The following is a 13381-nucleotide window of genomic DNA, read 5'->3' as shown; positions in this document are numbered from 1 at the left end:
TAGATAGGCTTTGTAATGGATAGCCGTTTAGCAGTTCTCGTAATTCTTTGATTTTTCCGATAACACAGTTTTGCGTTTACCATCAGCACGCGATATCGAGAGTCAACTGTAGTTGCTCGCGCCAGAACTCAACATTGGCTTCAATGACCGGCTTATCCCATCGCCAGCGAGCCATCTCTCTTGCTCCATTGCTGGCTTTTGATTTCCGGTCATCACGAATGCGACACGCTTGCTCATATTTCTGCTGCTCAGTCAGTTCACCGCGAAGCAGACTATCAATGTGCAGGTCGCACCACACAGCAAAACGAGCATCACACCAACGGGCAAATGCAACTGAAAGTTTTGGATGTAGCCACGTACCACCACCTCTGTCCTTTCGTGCCTTGCTGGTTTTTACATACCTCGATTGTGAGGGATGTAAAATTTGAGATTCTTTCCCGGTCAACGCTTCGTCTAAAGCACGAACGTATTCAAGCGTTTCTGCCAAACGCATCCAGTTATCAATGCGTTTCCCAAATCTCTCAGCAACACCTGTAACGTTGATCCAACCATCAGTGTTGAAACTGACAACTTCACCTTTGTAATTAAGTGGCACGATATTCATAACGTTTACCTACCATTTGAAATGAACCTTTGCCGCACAGGAAACCAGCCCACCGAGGCTCGCCAGCACTAACTGGTATCCTCAAAGGCCCATTCCAAAGGGTCAGGTTCGGTGGTTGTTGTGCGCTGCGGTGCGCGGTGAAACACCTATACAAAAACGCCCCGCATCTGCGAGGCATTTTCCTGAAAGTCACTTGTTAAATTTCAGTGAAATTAAAATTATTTTAAGCACTGACTCCTGATGTACTCCTGCAGGTAGTTAACCTGCGCGGTTATCCTGTCGATTCCACTTCGGAGACGGTAATAATTGAGTTCAGCATCTGCTGTAAGTCTTGGGCTTTCTCCATCGCCCATGCCGCTGGATCCGGTCGTTGACTTTGCACAGGTGGCGGCGACTTGCAGGCGCTTACGACCAGCAGAAACATCAGCACGGAGACTTTCGATAGTCGCGTTAGCATCAGCAAGCTCCTTTGTATATCTGGCATCTAGGGCGGCAACGTCACGCTGGCGCTTCATCATGTCGGTAATTGTCGCGTTCGCCAGTGTCAGCTTGTGGGTAGCGGTGTCGCGCTGGTCCTTGTAAGTGATAGCGTTATTGCGGTAGTGATTTGCCAGCCGAACAGCAACAATTAGAGAGACGAGCAACAGGCCAACAAACATCGCTTTCCAGTTGAACATCATGACAGGAACAGCGCCCTTTCTCGCCGCCTCCGTGGAAGGAGAATATCAGGGTCTTTACCAGCTTTTTTCCATAGCAGGAAAGCATCTGCCGCTGCCTGGTAATTCTTTAAATTCAACTGGCGCAGAACGGTAGAGCCAGCAAATGCTGATTTACCTATATTGAATATCAGGCTACATAGTGCATCATACTGGTTCTGATTCAGCTGGACGCGAACAAGACTACTTATCGCATCTTCAACCCACTGCAAATCCTCTTTAAGCAGTTCAGACGATTTTTCGGATGTGATTGTCATCCCTGATACGACAGGATTACCATCCACTTTTCCGGTATGCCCAACCCCAATGGTTGGTATCCCCCTGCTATCTGGATAGGCTTTTAGACTCTCACCTTCTTCACGTTTTAATATGGTGATTCCGTTACTGCTGATTTGCATCATCGACTCCGGCTTTTTTAGCAGCGAAGCGTTTGATTAGCGAACCAATCGAGTCTGTGCCGATGTAGCCGATAAATACACTCGCTATGTAAGCAAGATTACTACTCAGTCCGGCGAAGACTAAAAGGTCACGAATGAACCAGGCGATAATGGCGCACATCGTTGCGTCTATTAGTGTTTTCTTAAACGCACCGCCATTATACCGACCGCGAAGGTACGCCATTGCAAACGCAAGGATGGCCCCGATGCCCTGCTCCTTTGCCGCCATCATGGCGGTTAACAGATCATGTTTTTCTGGCATCTTTTTCATGTCTTACCTCACAGCCGTGAGGATTTGTTCAATGTTATGAATTGGTTGATATTGGAAAGAACAAATCCAGGATACAGTGATTAGTAACGTGGTTTGTTCGTGACTAATGGCATGAGCAAATCAGGCAGGGGGCTGTTAGCGCAGTCTCTTGCCGCCCATTTTCACGAAGCCCGCCATTGCGCGGGTTTTCTTTTATGCAAAGTACACCGCACCGTAGCCACAGCGGATAAGGTGATTATTTTTGTCTGTCTGGTATTTGATTTGATGTGCTTTCAGAAATGTCGTGTTATTTTCGGCATTCACATAGTAAAGGGATAAACATTAATGAACGACTTTAAAACGAGAAGACTCAACACAATACATGCAACTCTTCAAGAAATCGCCGACAAGACTTTAGAGATATCTATGTCAACGTTCTCTGATGAGAACAAGCAAAATCTTATCGAACCACTAATGAAAAGACATGCCGAACTGATCGTTGAAGCTCAGGAATTATTAAAGTAAGAAAACAAAAGCCCCACATCTCTGCGGGGCTTCTATGGTCACATTTGCAACCAGTACTGCGTCAACTTTTACAGACCTCTCAGCCTGTGATGGTTGGAGTACCAGACGATGCGTCGAAGATACCAACTAGGCGGAATCGGTAGTAAGCGCCGCCTCTTTTCATCTCACTACCACAACGAGCGAATTAACCCATCTATCCCATACTGGAGAATTCACCATGATATTTTATCCTGGCATTTTCCATTGCCTTTCTCGCCTCCTCGATATCGTCAAAACACCCCACATGAACCCTTTTACCATTGACCCTAATTCTTCCAACCCACTTGTTTGCAGCAGAATTAAAAGTCACCCCCTTCACACCAGATGAATTGTTTTTCCTCATCTTGCTGTTCCATGAGTTTTGAGTGTTAGTAACAACACGAAGATTGGCTATCCGGTTATCAGACCTATCACCATTAATATGGTCAATCACATCGGTTGGCCAATCATTGTAAACCATCAGCCATGCAATTCTATGGACATATAGCCGCATTCCATAAAGTTTTACCTGCAGATATCCATTTGTTTTATAGCCAACAACAGCGCCATAGATAAATCTAGAAGACCGAGGTGGATTCTTCCATGTAAGAATTCCAGTATCTGGATTGTAATTAAAAAGTCTCAATGCATCTTCACGTTTTAACATAGGCGAACCACATAGATATTAGAGCCTGCTGACATAGAAATATCACCACGAGAGAAGTCGCCAAAAGCGATATTTCTCAGGCTCTATTCCTATGTGCTCTCGAGTTTATGATGCGCATGTCAGTGCGCTTAGAACTTAAAGATGAGGTGGGTAAAAACTGAAAGAATGTGAACTGATATAAATCTGCCATTCTTGAGTCAAATTTACCCAACTTTATTCAAAAAGTCAATATCATGCTGTTAATATGTTGCCATCCGTGGCAATCATGCTATTAACGCGTGACCGCATTCAAAATATTGTCTGCGATTGACTCTTCCTTGTGGCATTGCACCACCAAAGCGTCATACAGCGGCTTAACAGTGCGTGACCAGGTTGGTTGGGTAAGGTTTGGGATTAGCATCGTTATGGCGCGATATGCGGCGCTTGCCGGCACCCTTGAATAGCCGACGCCCTTGCATCTTCCGCACTCCTTCTCAACAACTCTTCCCCACTGTTCAGTTTTGGAAATATCAACCGCCCGGCCTGTACCGTGACAATCTCTGCATCTTGCTCCCGGCGTCGCAGCACTACGGCAATAATCAGCATAAGCAAATGTTGCGAGCACTTGCAGTACCTTTGCCTTAGTATTTCCTTCAAGCTTTGCCACACCGCGGTATTTCCCCGATACCTTGTGTGCAAATTGCATCAGATAGTTGATAGCCTTTTGTTTGTCGTTCTGGCTGAGTTCGTGCTTACCGCAGAATGCAGCCATTCCGAATCCGGCTTGTGATTGCGCCATCCCCATAGCAGCCATCACATCAGTACCGGAAAGAGAGTCAGAAGCCGTAGCCCGCGGTGAGTCACTCATCATCGGGCTTTTTGGCGAATGAAATTTAGCTACGCTTTCGAGTCTCATGCAGCATTGCCTCCCGACGGCTTGTTCAATCCAAGCCGGTTCACCAGTTCACGCTGCTGTTTGGCCTGGTTAATGCTGGTTACGGTCATAGATACCTCTCCCGCCCTGATGAATCATTAAAACGCCGTTAACGATGGCGTGATACCTGGCTTCTTTGTCGTACAGATAACGCCTGACTGTGTTGCGGTGGCACGATAAGCGCCGTGCTACTTCTGTCTGGTTTCCATATGTCTCTATGAGCATGTCTGGAATGGTTTTGATAGTGTGTGTCATGCGGCCTCCAGTAGTTCCGTAATCATTGGCAAATTTCCGCACGTCTCAGTCACTACCAGCACAAGCATCCCTCCTTTAATCGCCTGACAGCGCTTGATACGCATATCGTCTATCTGACCGTCATCCAGCCAGAATCCCGCACTGGTGAGTGCGTCAAAAACGGCCTTTGGCAAATTGTCTAGGTCGCGTTTGCGGTTATCGGGAGGTGCTGCGTGGATGGTGATTCTGATGCGTGGTGTTATTTTGATATCTAACTGTTGTTGCTGGATTATTTCGATTACTTCTTTTCGGTATCGCTTTCCCCAATCGCTGATGTAGTGGATCCCTCTTGAGTGTCGCCAATATCGGTTGTTTGAAGGAGGCCACGGCAATTTTATTCGGTATGTTTTCATGCCTTAATCTTCCCCTCCTTCAGCAGTATCGCCTGCGTCCTGATCACGCCTTCGAGGTGGTAAAGTCTGGCGTCTTTGTTGTCGAGAATATGGGTTCGTCGATCGATTTCATCGTGACACGCGCTACAAGCCCATGCACCGATCAGGTCGTCAGGCTTCATCCCCGTTCCGCAAATTCCAGCCATCCGGTAATGTGCCAGAACTGTAGTTTCAGGATTGCCATTACATACGCCATAAATACGTACCTGGCATTCTCTGCCGCGCGCTTCTTTGCGTAAGTTAGCCATTTAATACTCCAGTTCAGGGTCATTTTTTAGGTCATGTTTTTTGCAGAATTCCTGCCACTCTCTTTCCAGCCGCTTACCTGTAAATTTCACTCTGCATTTTGAGTAAGTGCGAATGGCATTAAATGGTGCTGAGCCTTCAGGAAATCGAGAGCGGAATACTTCTGCCACAGGTACTAAAACAAAATACAAATAATCAGAGCTACTAAACGAATCACTCATCGTCTTCTTCCTCGTACATTGAGCTATTCGGATCGCTCATCAGTTCTGCGCAGCACGCTTCACATACATGAACTTCCAGCACATGCAGCTTCTGACCGCAGTTAGCGCACGTTAAAGCTCGATCGACGCTTTCTTTCTGGTATTGCATGATTTGAGTTGGGCTAAGCATGGCTATCACCACCTACAAGCCGCTTATAGGCATCAATATCCCTTTTCGCTTCCCCTAGCCTTCGTTTTATCTCAGTGTTTTCTGATTTCAGCTTTTCAATGTCCTTTTGGTATCGATTTCTATGTTCTTCCCAAGCGTCCCGATACGCTTTCATTTTTGTTATGGTGGATTTTCGTTTCGCCTGACGAACTGCATGATGGTTTTCAATAAACCAGTCAGGGTCATTAAATGCGGCACGCGCGCATGTATACCAATAATTTGTTGCCTCCCTGTTTAACCAATAAATACTGATAAATGGCAACCGGATAGACACCATTTTTCGTTGAGACTCTTTCTCGCCAAACATGTGCCCTTTTTTGATGCTCAGGCCAAATCCTGGTTGAATTAAAAGCATTGTCATTTCCTCGCACGATGTCTTAGCCACCGGATATCCCACAAGTGAGCCGTGTAGTTGAAGGTTTTTACGTCAGATTCTTTTGGGATTGGCTTGCGTTTATTTCTGGAGCATTTCGTTGGAAGGTATTTGCAGTTTTCGCAGATTATGTCGGTGATACTTCGTCGCTGTCGTGCCATACGTCCTCCTTCGTCTCTGGCAGCGGGAAATTACCTACTGGCGACCGCTCACATCTGATACACCATTGGTGCCAATAAGGTTGATTTGGCCGGAATCGATAATCGTCTTTGCTTTCTCCGCAGCGGTAGCAGTGTTTCATGCAACTCTCCCTGTTCGTTTTGACCACTCGTACTCTCGCCGGGAATCATCACTCCATCGCACGTTACGTTCTGAGCCGAACCAGAACATAATTTCGATAAGCTCTGTCATGCTCGCCTTCCTCATCTTGCTGGTACGCACCCCAAGAAGAACAACACCGCCATCAATACCTGGTACGCTTCTTTGCTCCAGCTTTTTAGTCTTGAGCCACAGCGCGGTGAAGATGTCTTTCCAGTCTTCCGGAGACAGTCGTTGACCATGCCAAGGCACCTGACGGGAGACGTCCTGAAGCATCGGCCACATACGGTCGTTCTGCGCTTTGGTTCGCTTAGGTTCTTTGACGTGGACTTCGTGGGGTGACTTGTCGTCGATGGGTAGTGAGAGAATGGCGTCTATGGCGTTATTTCTGATTGCTTCGTTGCGAAGCAGGTATGTTTGCTTCATCTTCCACGCTCCTGTAATCGTCAAGTGCGGCAGAAATAGTGCCTATCGGGTCACGGTCGTAGCCAATAATCTTTTTTACGTTTTCATCTTCTTCCACATCGAAAAAGAATCGCAGGGCTAACATGATTTCTTCGTATGCGCTCATACTCACTCCTTCACTTTGATTCCAGCGGCACGGATGGCCTCTACATCGCTTTCGTATTGTGATTCTGCACCTGAGTCATAGCCAATGTGATAATCACCGTAAAGTGGTCCTCGCTTTGGCTTTTGCAAATTAATTTCAATAGCTGCTCGCGATGCCTGCCACGACTCCCATGCAATCTCGACCTTGATATGCATAATCTTCATCACGTCACTTGAAACGTGATATTTGTTTTTAAACCATTCTTCAAACTGCTTTCTTGATTCGTCCATATTCCTCTCCATCACTCGCCTAACACTTTCAGTGCATTAGCGATTTCTTCAATCTGGTCATCTGCCTGATTAAATATTTCCCATACTGAGTCATCTTCTTCCACTTCGTAATACGCTTTAAGCGCGTCAAAAATCACTGAATAGTTAATCTCGGATATTTTCATCATTACTCTCACTTTTAGTTGATAAAACACCACGCCATTTTTGCTATCGCTACAGGTACAATTCCGATAAGTACCCAGGTAAACGCAGCACCAAACAACATAGAGAATGGGTCTTTACCGCCATTAACAAGGCTAATGTAGCTACGCAGAACAATAAAAAACGTCAGAAGAATCCATCCAACGCCAATGCATTTGATGGCGACGAGCATCCAATTAACCATGCTTCCCTCTCCCCCAAATAAAAAGGCCTGCGATTACCAGCAGGCCTGTTATTAGCTCAGTGATGTAGATGGTCATACGTCAGCCCCTTGTGCATATCGTCTGCCACGCGCAGCAGGTGCATTTGATGCTGTGCAAATCTGTCTGGCTTCATCCTGGTCACATGCAACAAAGTGTCCGTTGCAGAACCGCTGGTAAACCGTACCAAGCGAGCCAAAACGGTTTTTCGTCACGATGATTTCAGCAAATGGCGCGGCGCTACTGTTCTCGTCATATACCGCTTCCCGATAGAGCATGATGATTGAGTCTGCGTCCTGTTCAATGCTTCCTGAATCCCGCAAATCTGCGTTTGTCGGGCGCTTGTTTGGCCGCTTCTCAACATCGCGGGAGAGCTGGCTTAGGGAGATAACTGGAGTTTTCAGGTCTTTCGCCATCGCTTTCAGGCTACCGGAGATATGTGCTATGGCGAGGTCATTACGTTCCGCTTTTGGTTTCTCAATTAGCCCGAGATAGTCAGCCATAATCAGTGACAGATTAGGATGCTCCTGCTTGTGACGTTCGGAAATGGACCTGATTTCTTCGACAGACAAACGCGATGCGTCAACTACCCACACATCCAGATCTGCCAGCAACTTCATCCCGCTTGCAACTCTCGCCCATCCTTCATCGTCCATACGTGACGGGTTACGCAGCACACTGACCGACATCATTCCTGCGCCGGCAATCCCTCTCTCAACAACCTGAATGGCGCTCATTTCCATCGAGAAAATCAACACACCGCGCCGGACGCCAGAACCAGGAATAACACGACCTGCCACGCCTTCGGCTATCTTCAGCGCCAGTTCGGTTTTACCCATACCTGGACGAGCAGCAATAATCACAAGGTCTTCTGCGTTCATCCCTCCGGTGATAGCGTCAAGCTCTTCGATTCCGGTCTTCAGGGTATCCGACTCTTCTCCGTTCCTCAGACGCCTGTCAAGCGTGTCAGTGTAATCACTGATAATTTCCCCCAGTCGCACAGGTTTAACCTCGTCACGTGGCTTCCTGATGGCTGAAAGGCGCTTAACTAGATCGTCCATCGCTCTACCAGAAGCATCCAGCGTGCCGTTACTGATGGGCTCTCGCATCTCATCCAATAGCTGTAGAACCTGACGCCGTTGATAACTGTCTGCAACCATTCCGGCATAACCTTTCAGGTTTGCAGCGCTGGGACATGACCGCGCAGTCATCATCACCGCCGTTGCGTATTCATCCCCGCACTCCTCGGCCACCATCAGTCCATCAATCAGGTTCCTGTTTCTGGCCTGCTTTCGAATAATTTCAAAAGCTTTCCGGTAAAGCGGAATTGAGAATGCTTCAGGCTCCAGCGTTGCCAGAACGTCACTCGCGGTTGGTGTTAATCCACCAATCAGCAAGCCACCGATAACGCTCGCTTCGATATCCTGTCTCATGCAATCCCCCTGTCTGCAAACTTCCCTTCCCGAACTCCCGTTAACGAATCTTCCCTCAGCAGGTAATCAAAATCGGCCGTCCAGCCTGTGTCGTTGTCTCCGAAGTAAAACGGCTTGGCCTGATGCACAAACGCCCTGACATACGCCCTGAAACCGTCCACGTTTGGCGTTTTCAGTTGCGGGATGATTTTCTTCATGCGGCGTTTCCGTTTCTCGTTGACCGAAACAGCATGTGGAAGTCTGTCACCAACTTCGGTGTTGTAGGCGTTCAGGAAGGATTCATAGTCGATTCGTTCTGCCTTGCGACGTTCAGGTTTAACCTGCTCATTGCCGCCCCCGTTAGGGGGTAAGGGGGTATTTGTATTTATTGTCTTTTGTATATTGTCTTTTGTGTTTGACTGATTCGGTAAATTGGTTTTTACCGATTTGGTGAAGGTTAGTTTTACCGATCTGGTAAATGTTTTACCGAATCCGTTAACCTTCGTCTTCCACTCGGAAATATTTTTATTCATACCAACCTGACGCCCCACCTGAGTGAGAACTCCCATTCTGATAAGCTCGTTTTTGGCGGAAGAACATTTGGTTGGCGCCATGCCAGTGAGTTCAGCGAACTGTTCATTTCCGATCCAATCTATTTTTTTGTTATAACCGTATGTCTTGCGCCACACAGCCATAACAATCAGTAGCTGATGTTGAGTAAGCCCAGAAAGCATGACAGCTTCCAGCAGTGTATTTGCAGTCCGGGTGTAGCCATCGTCGAGTTCTGCCACGCGATGCTCCACAACCTCCAGATGAGGTTTTATCGGTGTAACTGTTGCAAGATTACTCATGACCTTTCCTCTTCAGTATTAGCTTCACTTTCTCCAACTCAGCCCGAAATCGACCAGGCTGTTTGAAGCTGGATAAGAACCGATCACGTAGTATGTTTTTGTGTAATTTGTCCTGGTCAGGACTGAGTTGTTTTGGCATAATTACTCCTGTGGATTGATCCAGTATTTCTACATCAGGCCTCGAAGAATTCGCCGTTCTTCGGGGCTTTTTCTTTTGTCAGGTAGGTAGCAAGTCGCCTGGTGAGCTCTGCCATTTCCTCGTCTTCGATTCCATACTCCAGAACCGCAAGCATCATGCTGACCTGAGAGAAGAAACCGTTCTTCCATCGGCTTACCTGGTATTCAGGAACACCCATAGCTTTAGCGAATGTCTTCTGTCCCATCATGGCTAACTTGTTGAGTAAAGTGGACTCAATGCGAGCCGCCTTCTTGCTTTTAGTTGCAACTACGTTCATTCAAAATATTCCTTAGAAATTAGATAGAGTTGGATTCGCAAATACACGCAAATCCGCTTAATAGATTTACCGCGTTGTCGGCGGTTCAGATTGGTAAAGAGCGGTACTACTTAGGCAGCATTAAGTTCAGGTGGGAACACATCGTCTAACTGAACATTCGCGCCAAAACTGTTGAGCGCCTCTACGAGCTGGCGGCACATTCTCAAATCCGGATGGCGTCGCCCTGATTCGTAATGACCAATTGCTCCCTGAGTACACCCAACCTTTTCGGCCAGAACGGCCTGGGATACCTTCATGGTTTCCCGGATTTTCCGAAGATTGCTCATCGGTATATCTCCTCAGGATGGTACGTAACCTAATAATACATTTCGTACTAAATAAAAGCAAGGTAATTAATACAATATGTGTGTTGTCACAGTCAATACATCTCGTAATAATCGGCGCATGAAGACACCGTGGAATGAGCTGGCGAAAGCCAGAATGAAACAAATAGGCCTAACCCAGGATAAACTTGCTGAAGCTCTCGGTAAGACTCAGGGGGCGATAGGTCATTGGCTTAATGGCCGCCGCGAACCAAGTATTGAAGATATTGCAGCGATCATGAAGCAGCTAGGATTGAAGGAGCTAGTATTAAGTTCTGATGGGATGGTTGATTATCCAGACTCCAACCTGAACAATGTTTCAAGTCCTCGTCCACACACAGAAATAAGGAGATTTCCCCTGATTAGCTGGGTGAGCGCAGGTAACTGGTGTGAGGCTATTGAACCTTACCAACTCCGAGAAATAGAGGTGTGGCCTGAGACAACTGCACATGCAAGCGAAAGGTCATTCTGGCTAACCGTTCGTGGCGACTCTATGACATCTCCCACAGGATTAAGCATACCGGAAGGAATGCAAATTCTTGTTGATCCGGCTATCGAACCGACTAATGGAAGACTCGTGGTGGCAAAGCTTGAGTCTGAAAACGAGGCAACCTTCAAGAAATATATTGTTGACGCTGGACAGAAATATCTTAAACCGTTAAACCCCAGCTATCACATGATCCCCATAAACGGAAATTGCCGCATTATCGGTGTTGTCATTGAAGCAAAATGGCAAGGCCTCTAACAATTCCCTCCCCTAGCCCGCTTATGCGGGTTTTTTAATACCAAAATATTTTTTCCATTCAATTTCATACACATAGTATTTATTTATCAATTTTCAGTACATTTTGTATTGACGATGTTAAGTACATTTTGTATTGTTTAGCCATCAGCAGGACGCTGGTAGCCAAACGGAAAGGCAACGCTCTTTAACTTCGATGATGCGCTGACAAAGCGCGAACAGATACCAAACGAGATGGGTTTGGCGGTGTGTAGCTCAGCAGGTAGAGCGGATTCGTGGGCTAAGCCGTGGAATCGCGTCACCAGTTCAAGTCTGGTCACACCACCAAAGCCATTTCACATGAGGATTAAATCATGACGGTTATCACCTACGGGAAGTCAACGTTTGCAGGCAATGCTAAAACTCGCCGTCATGAGCGGCGCAGAAAGCTAGCCATAGAGCGCGACACCATCTGCAATATCATCGATTCAATTTTTGGCTGCGATGCTCCTGATGCTTCTCAGGAAGTTAAAGCCAAAAGAATTGACCGCGTTACCAAAGCCATTTTGCTTTCCGGAACGCGTCAGAAGAAAGTTGAAGTAACAGCGGTTAAGAAGAACCGCATTTACTACCGGGACGCTAATCCGCTCGGGAACAAAATCCACGCAGTTCAGCGCATGAAGCTGAGCAGTAAGCCGCTTATTTGAGGTGAATATGAAAATCAAAACTATGGGTGCAAGCCCACTAACAGGCCAGATTTTTCAGGGAACCTTGAATACTGAAAAAGGAATGTGGGTGGGAAAAAAGGAAGATGTTACTGAGCAAGCAGTTAAAGCGGTAGCTGAACATCTGATGATTAAAAATCAGAAGTATGCATATGTGGTGAAGGATGGAAAGTATTTAATCCTAAGCCACCAGATAGTTGATGAACTACCTGCTGAATTTGCCAGAAAAGCATAGTTGGCCTTCTTTTATCTCACTTCAAATATCTAATCAGGTCGCAATGCGGCCTTTTTTATTGCCAAAATTTAAGGAATAACAACATGAATTCAGCAGATTTATCGAAGATTCTTGAAGAGCACAAAGTGTGGATTACCTCAATACATGAGAGCGGATCGAGAGCCAACCTGCGCGGTGCCAACCTGTACGGTGCCAACCTGCGCGGTGCCGACCTGTGCGGTGCCTACCTGTGCGGTGCCAACCTGCGCGGTGCCGACCTGTACGGTGCCAACCTGCGCGGTGCCGACCTGTGCGGTGCCGACCTGTGCGGTGCCGACCTGCGCGGTGCCAACCTGCGCGGTGCCGACCTGTGCGGTGCCGACCTGTGCGGTGCCGACCTGTGCGGTGCCGACCTGCCTGATCTCACTTTCGTAATTCTGGGTGAGAAATACTTCATAAGTATAACGAACGGTGAATATGTACGAGCAGGATGCCAGAACCACACAGTTGAGGAATGGAGAAAATATAGTAAGCAGGAAATTGCTGAGATGGATGGTCGTAAAGCTCTTAAATTTTATCCACGTCTTCTTGACATTATCGATTTCTATATTGGTAAAGGTGAACGCCCGGATTGGTTAACAAGTAAAGAATATGCAGATGAAGTAACTGGGTAAGCGTATTTTTGGCAGCGAATAAGCACCTATAGCAGATTTACGAGTCTGCTATGTGAGCAATATCGCTCGTAACCAAGCGAGGACGACGACTCGTTCTGGTTAATCGAAAAATAATCCCTTGATGTTATTTGCCGCTCTATATGGGCGGCATTCTTTTTACCTGGAGGAAATATGAAATTACGTGTCTGGCATATCCCGCAAGTTCCTATGAAGCCATTCATTGTAGAAGTAGCAAGTGTTGAAGAGGGTGTGCGAGTGATGGATGCACTGGCTGATTATGACGCATTTCAGTATGACAACAACATCAAACCTGATTACTGCAACGCTAACGGCCTTGAGATGTGGGATGAGAGCCTTACTGACCAGGATTTGGAAGAAATGGAGCTTACGGATCGCTGGGTGGATTGGTATAGCGAATGCCAGTGTTACGACGACCCGCGTGAATATATCGAAAGCCTGAAAGAAGAAACAACAGCCGCCGCCTGAGTGCGGCTGTTTTATCGCATATCCACAGCGCTTCATATCGAGGCGTTTTAGCTATGCC

At 46.9% G+C, this 13381-nt stretch carries 30 protein-coding genes and 1 tRNA gene; 7 read left to right on the top strand and 24 right to left on the bottom strand.

The genetic code is table 11. The annotated features are described in order from the left end of the window. Positions 1-82 precede the first annotated feature (82 nt). From NA624_RS17345 to NA624_RS17330, 4 genes are all read right to left on the bottom strand, one after another. Positions 83-604: a KilA-N domain-containing protein gene (locus NA624_RS17345; RefSeq protein ID WP_001028471.1), complete on the bottom strand. Its 522-nt coding sequence runs from the start codon at positions 602-604 to the stop codon at positions 83-85. 218 nt (positions 605-822) lie between these two features. After that, positions 823-1263 carry a lysis protein gene (locus tag NA624_RS17340; RefSeq protein ID WP_031603417.1) on the bottom strand — a complete coding sequence of 147 codons (441 nt, stop codon included), beginning with the start codon at positions 1261-1263 and terminating at the stop codon, positions 823-825. Between the two features lie 17 nt (positions 1264-1280). Then, on the bottom strand, positions 1281-1718 hold the full coding sequence (locus NA624_RS17335; RefSeq protein WP_001167369.1) for a lysozyme: 438 nt from the start codon (positions 1716-1718) through the stop codon (positions 1281-1283). After that, positions 1702-2028 carry a phage holin, lambda family gene (locus NA624_RS17330; RefSeq protein WP_000738703.1) on the bottom strand — a complete coding sequence of 109 codons (327 nt, stop codon included), beginning with the start codon at positions 2026-2028 and terminating at the stop codon, positions 1702-1704. Before NA624_RS17330 ends, NA624_RS17335 begins: the two co-directional genes overlap by 17 nt. A gap of 324 nt (positions 2029-2352) precedes the next feature. Here NA624_RS17330 and NA624_RS17325 point away from each other — a divergent pair, with 324 nt between their 5' ends. After that, the gene (locus tag NA624_RS17325) at positions 2353-2532 is read left to right on the top strand and encodes a hypothetical protein (RefSeq protein WP_000997682.1); all 180 of its coding nucleotides are present in this window, start codon (positions 2353-2355) and stop codon (positions 2530-2532) included. 193 nt (positions 2533-2725) lie between these two features. On the opposite strand, the gene NA624_RS17320 is transcribed toward NA624_RS17325, so the two are convergent. From NA624_RS17320 to NA624_RS17225, 20 genes are all read right to left on the bottom strand, one after another. Then, a complete protein-coding gene (locus NA624_RS17320) occupies positions 2726-3217 on the bottom strand; it encodes an HNH endonuclease (protein WP_000919141.1) in 492 nt (163 codons plus the stop codon). Between the two features lie 271 nt (positions 3218-3488). Further along, positions 3489-4112, bottom strand: a complete 624-nt coding sequence (locus NA624_RS17315) for an antitermination protein (protein ID WP_001235465.1) — start codon at positions 4110-4112, stop codon at positions 3489-3491. 69 nt (positions 4113-4181) lie between these two features. Then, on the bottom strand, positions 4182-4385 hold the full coding sequence (locus tag NA624_RS17310) for a phage NinH family protein (RefSeq protein WP_000149882.1): 204 nt from the start codon (positions 4383-4385) through the stop codon (positions 4182-4184). Then, positions 4382-4777, bottom strand: a complete 396-nt coding sequence (gene rusA, locus NA624_RS17305) for a crossover junction endodeoxyribonuclease RusA (RefSeq protein ID WP_000861014.1) — start codon at positions 4775-4777, stop codon at positions 4382-4384. Before rusA ends, NA624_RS17310 begins: the two co-directional genes overlap by 4 nt. Continuing rightward, positions 4774-5064: a DUF1364 domain-containing protein gene (locus tag NA624_RS17300; RefSeq protein WP_000002241.1), complete on the bottom strand. Its 291-nt coding sequence runs from the start codon at positions 5062-5064 to the stop codon at positions 4774-4776. The genes rusA and NA624_RS17300 overlap by 4 nt, the downstream gene beginning before the upstream one ends. After that, on the bottom strand, positions 5065-5283 hold the full coding sequence (locus tag NA624_RS17295; protein ID WP_001283993.1) for a hypothetical protein: 219 nt from the start codon (positions 5281-5283) through the stop codon (positions 5065-5067). Continuing rightward, on the bottom strand, positions 5276-5452 hold the full coding sequence (locus NA624_RS17290; protein WP_000950997.1) for a protein NinF: 177 nt from the start codon (positions 5450-5452) through the stop codon (positions 5276-5278). Before NA624_RS17290 ends, NA624_RS17295 begins: the two co-directional genes overlap by 8 nt. Next, positions 5445-5846 (bottom strand): hypothetical protein, encoded by a 402-nt coding sequence (locus NA624_RS17285; RefSeq protein WP_000924597.1) that lies wholly within the window; start codon positions 5844-5846, stop codon positions 5445-5447. Before NA624_RS17285 ends, NA624_RS17290 begins: the two co-directional genes overlap by 8 nt. Positions 5847-5848: 2 nt before the next feature. Next, complete coding sequence (locus tag NA624_RS17280; RefSeq protein WP_000113761.1) at positions 5849-6025, bottom strand: NinE family protein; 177 nt, start codon at positions 6023-6025, stop codon at positions 5849-5851. Next, positions 5992-6165, bottom strand: a complete 174-nt coding sequence (gene ninD / locus NA624_RS17275; RefSeq protein WP_000679702.1) for a protein NinD — start codon at positions 6163-6165, stop codon at positions 5992-5994. Before ninD ends, NA624_RS17280 begins: the two co-directional genes overlap by 34 nt. Further along, positions 6162-6608: a recombination protein NinB gene (locus tag NA624_RS17270; protein ID WP_000815504.1), complete on the bottom strand. Its 447-nt coding sequence runs from the start codon at positions 6606-6608 to the stop codon at positions 6162-6164. The genes ninD and NA624_RS17270 overlap by 4 nt, the downstream gene beginning before the upstream one ends. Beyond that, entirely contained in the window at positions 6565-6753 is a 189-nt protein-coding gene (locus NA624_RS17265; protein ID WP_001277266.1) for a hypothetical protein, read from the bottom strand. The genes NA624_RS17270 and NA624_RS17265 overlap by 44 nt, the downstream gene beginning before the upstream one ends. A 2-nt stretch (positions 6754-6755) precedes the next feature. Continuing rightward, positions 6756-7022: a hypothetical protein gene (locus NA624_RS17260; RefSeq protein ID WP_000344564.1), complete on the bottom strand. Its 267-nt coding sequence runs from the start codon at positions 7020-7022 to the stop codon at positions 6756-6758. 11 nt (positions 7023-7033) lie between these two features. Next, complete coding sequence (locus tag NA624_RS17255) at positions 7034-7189, bottom strand: hypothetical protein (protein WP_000975822.1); 156 nt, start codon at positions 7187-7189, stop codon at positions 7034-7036. An 11-nt stretch (positions 7190-7200) separates the two neighbouring features. Then, a complete protein-coding gene (locus NA624_RS17250; RefSeq protein WP_000248684.1) occupies positions 7201-7407 on the bottom strand; it encodes a hypothetical protein in 207 nt (68 codons plus the stop codon). A 72-nt stretch (positions 7408-7479) separates the two neighbouring features. Next, entirely contained in the window at positions 7480-8856 is a 1377-nt protein-coding gene (locus NA624_RS17245; RefSeq protein ID WP_001248379.1) for a replicative DNA helicase, read from the bottom strand. Beyond that, positions 8853-9686 (bottom strand): replication protein, encoded by an 834-nt coding sequence (locus NA624_RS17240; protein WP_000067072.1) that lies wholly within the window; start codon positions 9684-9686, stop codon positions 8853-8855. The genes NA624_RS17245 and NA624_RS17240 overlap by 4 nt, the downstream gene beginning before the upstream one ends. Then, positions 9679-9825, bottom strand: coding sequence for a DUF2740 family protein (locus NA624_RS17235; protein WP_001125981.1), 147 nt, complete (start codon positions 9823-9825; stop codon positions 9679-9681). The genes NA624_RS17240 and NA624_RS17235 overlap by 8 nt, the downstream gene beginning before the upstream one ends. A 34-nt stretch (positions 9826-9859) precedes the next feature. Further along, a complete protein-coding gene (locus NA624_RS17230) occupies positions 9860-10141 on the bottom strand; it encodes a CII family transcriptional regulator (RefSeq protein ID WP_001103492.1) in 282 nt (93 codons plus the stop codon). Positions 10142-10251: 110 nt separating this feature from the next. Continuing rightward, on the bottom strand, positions 10252-10467 hold the full coding sequence (locus tag NA624_RS17225) for a helix-turn-helix transcriptional regulator (RefSeq protein WP_000067726.1): 216 nt from the start codon (positions 10465-10467) through the stop codon (positions 10252-10254). A gap of 118 nt (positions 10468-10585) precedes the next feature. Between NA624_RS17225 and NA624_RS17220 the strand changes: the two genes are divergently transcribed. From NA624_RS17220 to NA624_RS17195, 6 genes are all read left to right on the top strand, one after another. Beyond that, positions 10586-11248 (top strand): LexA family protein, encoded by a 663-nt coding sequence (locus NA624_RS17220; protein ID WP_000856894.1) that lies wholly within the window; start codon positions 10586-10588, stop codon positions 11246-11248. A 241-nt stretch (positions 11249-11489) separates the two neighbouring features. Beyond that, positions 11490-11570: transfer RNA gene (locus NA624_RS17215), tRNA-OTHER, on the top strand. A gap of 28 nt (positions 11571-11598) precedes the next feature. Next, the gene (locus NA624_RS17210) at positions 11599-11931 is read left to right on the top strand and encodes a hypothetical protein (RefSeq protein ID WP_000216174.1); all 333 of its coding nucleotides are present in this window, start codon (positions 11599-11601) and stop codon (positions 11929-11931) included. A 7-nt stretch (positions 11932-11938) separates the two neighbouring features. Beyond that, on the top strand, positions 11939-12184 hold the full coding sequence (locus NA624_RS17205) for a DUF7446 family protein (RefSeq protein WP_000695605.1): 246 nt from the start codon (positions 11939-11941) through the stop codon (positions 12182-12184). An 83-nt stretch (positions 12185-12267) separates the two neighbouring features. Beyond that, positions 12268-12837: a pentapeptide repeat-containing protein gene (locus NA624_RS17200; RefSeq protein ID WP_439040279.1), complete on the top strand. Its 570-nt coding sequence runs from the start codon at positions 12268-12270 to the stop codon at positions 12835-12837. A 171-nt stretch (positions 12838-13008) separates the two neighbouring features. Continuing rightward, on the top strand, positions 13009-13323 hold the full coding sequence (locus NA624_RS17195) for a superinfection exclusion protein (protein ID WP_000776962.1): 315 nt from the start codon (positions 13009-13011) through the stop codon (positions 13321-13323). Positions 13324-13381 lie beyond the last annotated feature (58 nt).

It is taken from the genome of Salmonella sp. NW38 (assembly GCF_051807745.1).
In the GTDB taxonomy this organism is placed as follows: domain Bacteria; phylum Pseudomonadota; class Gammaproteobacteria; order Enterobacterales; family Enterobacteriaceae; genus Salmonella; species Salmonella enterica.
Note: the sequence above shows the minus strand (reverse complement) of the source record. Positions and strands in the feature narration are given on the sequence as shown.